The following is a 4,167-nucleotide window of genomic DNA, read 5'->3' on the forward strand; positions in this document are numbered from 1 at the left end:
ACTGTTAATGAAAGAACCTCCAAATAAATTTGTTCTGGTAGTTACAATTGGAGCGCTTAAAGTTACGTTAGTATAATTAGCAATACCTACACCTGTTCCAATAAATGGTGCTGAAGAAGTACCGAAAGTTCCAGTTCCAGAATAGGTTTGTGGAGTTGTCCCTGAAAAATCAAAACGACTTCCTGAAACTAAACCTTGAATAATACCGTTATTAACTACATTCCCCAAAGCAAAAGCTGTCATTCCTAAACAATCAAAAGTTGTTCCTGGGTTAACAGTAAGCGTACCGAAAACATATAACACACCAGTCGATTGGTGAACTTGTACTATTTTATTATTTGTCGTGTTGTTTATATTAATATTTGGAGCATACCCATACAACCTGAAATTAAAGTTAGTAGCTGTTGCAGCAGTTCCAACCTGTAATGTACCACCAGTTATTGTAGGTGTTCCAACATTGTAATAATCCCTTGTAGTTGATCCTAAAGTACCACCGTTTCTTTGAACCAAAACAATTGTACCTCCGCTCATAATGAATGATGCCGATGTAGAAGTAATACCAAAACTTGCAGAAGCAACTGTAGTATTTCCAACGTTTGCAACAGAAATTGTTCCGTCAGATTGGTTATAATAAACACCTGTACTTGTAAGATTGAATCTTCCTGCAACATTTATTGCACCACCTTCAATTTTGTAAACAGAATTGGTTCCACTACCTACAGAGTTTCCAGAAGAGGTACCTATATTATAGGTTCCAGCAGTAACTCTAAAAAGTCCATTAACTGAAGGTGAACCTGTAAGTCCAGCTATAGTAAAATTTGGATTACTCAACCAAATACCTCCAGTAGCAGGAATAGTATATCCTACAATTGTAAAGATTGGATTAGATTGAGTAAATGTTCCACTAATTTTAATTGTTCCAGCCGTATGGGTTGCAACAAAACCTAAAGTACTTGCTGCTTGAACCGTGAAGGCTTTTTGAACATCTAATACAGGTGGTGTAACTAAAGCTGTTGCAGTAGTAGCACCTTTGTTAATAATGTTAGTATTATTTAAATCAATAGTACCAGAACCAGAAATTGTCGAATTTAGAATACCAAAGAAAGTAAGAGTAGCTCTACCTGTTGTAGCATTAAGCCACATATCAAAAGAACCATCAACAATAAGATTACTTGCATAAGGAGAAGTTGCAGTTACTCCACCTAAAAATATATTATGTACAATAGATGTTGCTGAACCAGCATTAAAAATACCACCTGCGCCAACCGTAATACTTCCATTTACTGAAAGTGTAGCTGCTGAAGTACTTGTAAAAGTTAAAACACCAGAAGCACCTTGACCTACTGTTAAGTCCAAACATGTTGGAGCCACAAGATCAATATTAACGGTATGACCATCAGCAATAATTACATTATCTGTAGCCGTAGGAATAGCTCCCGAAGACCATGTTGAAGTTTGACTCCAATTTCCAGAAGCTATAGAAGTAATTGTACCAGGAGGATTAGTTGCCTGAGAACCTGTTAAATAAGAAGTTTCCAAATCTGCAAAAGCAACTATTCTATAATAGTAAGTAACACCTGGTATTAAGCCTGAAGCAACAGGTAAATTATATGCAGTACCAGTAGTACCTGAAGAAGTTGAAACTATGTCAGTTCCAACTTGAGAAAACGTAACGTTATCAGTAGAACGATATACCCTAAAAGAAGTTTCATTTGTTGAGTTATCTAACCAATTAACAGTCATTCCTGTTTGAGTCACCGCAGTAGGAGTAAAATTAATAGGTGCAGCGTCTGGAGTGATAGGTGATCTAGAAATTAATGAAATTTCATCAACTGACGATGGAACAGTTCCTGCAGAGTTATCATTATGCCATGTGAAAATAAGTCGAAATGTAGTTCCAGCTAAACTAGATGGTAAAACTACATTAACTACATTATATGCAGCGCCATAATTAGCAGGTTGTACATAGGCGAGTGTGGCACCAGTTAGAGCAGTCCCAGGACTTGCTGGTGCTGAAGTAGCTGGAGTAAAAGTTGTTGGTGCGGTATATACCATTAACTTATCATAATATGTGCCGCTAAAAACATCACCATCTCCTTTCAATTTAAAGGATAAACTGATAACTGATTCACTTGCTGGTACGGTTATGTCACGATAAAAATGACTTACTGCAGTAGTTGAATTAGAATATGCGTATGTACTTCCTGAAGTATTCGAGATGTATGCACTCTTTGTTCCTCCACTAGAAGTAGCTGTTCCAACATTCCATGCGTTGGTAGCCGAATTAACTGCTGTCCACCCATTATCAGTAAGTGTTGTTCCAAATTCAAATCCACCATCACCTGTTGGAGATATAAGAGTTGATTGCCCTTGAACAATTGTAAAACAAAACAACGTTACAAACACCGTTACAAAAGAAAGCCAGTTTCGTTTTGTAGCCGTGTACGATGTTGTCCCTTGTTTTTGAGAATGTGGTGTTCCTGCAGAAGTACAGGCAACAACCGAATCGTAAATGTTTATCATAATAAGTAATTTAGTTTAATAAGTGGAATTCACAAATATATTTATTTTTTTATATAAATCGTAATTTCAACTCATTTTTATTAAATTATCACTAAATTATAAGGAAATAATATAAATTATCAATAAAAAAATAAAAACTTCCCAATTTTTTGAGAAGTTTCTAAAATTATGCTTGACCGGTTGGTCCGAAATTTAAAGGTATGGGCGGATGCTCTTCCTCTTTTATTTGTCCGTGTGCGTTTTCAAAACGATAAATGTTTTCGTTTAATGCTTTTAACAAACGTTTGGCATGTTGTGGGGTTAATATGATTCTGGATTTTACTTTTGCTTTCGGCACGCCTGGCATTAAAGCTATAAAATCTAATACAAATTCGGTATTAGAATGGTTGATGATGGCGAGATTAGAATAGGTTCCTTCTGCTATTTTTTCGTCTAATTCGATATTGATTTGACCTTCTTGGTTGTTGTTTTCCATGGTTTTAATTTATAATTGATAATTGTGATTAGAACGTTATCTTTTTGCTTAACCTCAAAGGGCGCAATGATTGTCGCAAAGAGCGTTAAGATATTGAAAATCTGGACTTTTGACTTTTGACTAATGCATTACAATAATACAAAACCTTTTGATAAAAAAAAAGGCCTAACAGAAAAAAATCTATTAGGCCTTTTTAGTATAATAAGAATAAGAATTAGTAATTAAATTCTTCTTTTCCAGCCATTAATTCACTGTATTCTTCTTTAGAACCTACAATAATGTTATCGTAATCTCTCATACCTGTACCAGCAGGTATTCTGTGACCTACGATTACATTTTCTTTCAATCCTTCTAATGTATCAATTTTACCAGCAACAGCTGCTTCGTTTAATACTTTAGTAGTTTCCTGGAACGATGCCGCAGAAATGAATGATTTTGTTTGTAATGATGCTCTTGTAATACCTTGTAAAACTGGTGTTGCAGTAGCTGTAATTACATCTCTAGCGGTAACTAAGTTTTTATCTTCACGTTTTAATAATGAATTTTCATCTCTTAGATCTCTTGGAGAAATAATTTGTCCTGGTTTTAAGCTTGAAGAATCACCTGCTTCTTCTACAACTTTCATTCCGTATAACTTGTCGTTTTCTAGAATAAAGTCTGAAGTATGTGCCAATTGATCTTCTAAGAATAATGTATCTCCTGGATCTTGGATTCTTACTTTTCGCATCATTTGACGAATTACTACTTCGAAGTGTTTGTCATTGATTTTTACTCCTTGTAAACGGTATACTTCTTGAATTTCATTTACCAAGTATTGTTGAACTGCAGAAGGACCTTGAATTCTTAAGATATCTTCTGGAGTAATTGCTCCGTCTGATAATGGTGTTCCTGCTCTTACGAAGTCATTTTCTTGAACTAAGATTTGCGCCGAAAGTTTGACTAAATATTTCTTAACATCTCCAAATTTAGATTCAATAGACAACTCACGATTCCCTCTTTTTACTTTTCCGAAAGTAACTACACCATCAATTTCAGTAACTACTGCAGGGTTTGAAGGATTACGAGCTTCTAACAACTCGGTAATTCTTGGTAAACCTCCAGTAATATCACTTGCTTTAGAGGAACGACGTGGAATTTTCACAAGAATTTTTCCTGCTTTAATTTTCTCG

At 35.1% G+C, this 4,167-nt stretch carries 2 protein-coding genes and 1 pseudogene; all 3 read right to left on the reverse strand.

Annotated elements, in window-relative coordinates; translation table 11 throughout:
• Window positions 1-2,523 (reverse strand): beta strand repeat-containing protein (locus ACIQ2I_RS09345; protein ID WP_396182115.1); only part of this gene is annotated, 2,523 nt, incomplete at its 3' end.
• A 166-nt stretch (window positions 2,524-2,689) separates the two neighbouring features.
• Window positions 2,690-2,998 carry a DUF3467 domain-containing protein gene (locus ACIQ2I_RS09350; protein ID WP_396182116.1) on the reverse strand — a complete coding sequence of 103 codons (309 nt, stop codon included), beginning with the start codon at window positions 2,996-2,998 and terminating at the stop codon, window positions 2,690-2,692.
• A 214-nt stretch (window positions 2,999-3,212) separates the two neighbouring features.
• A pseudogene (locus tag ACIQ2I_RS09355) lies at window positions 3,213-4,167 on the reverse strand (DNA-directed RNA polymerase subunit beta'); the annotation flags it as partial.

The organism is Flavobacterium sp., from assembly GCF_044368995.1.
Taxonomy (GTDB): domain Bacteria; phylum Bacteroidota; class Bacteroidia; order Flavobacteriales; family Flavobacteriaceae; genus Flavobacterium.

Coding starts and splice junctions, on each gene's coding strand:
- ACIQ2I_RS09350 (WP_396182116.1), bottom strand. CDS start 2,998: ATGGAAAACAACAACCAAGAAGGTCAAATCAATATCGAATTAGACGAA.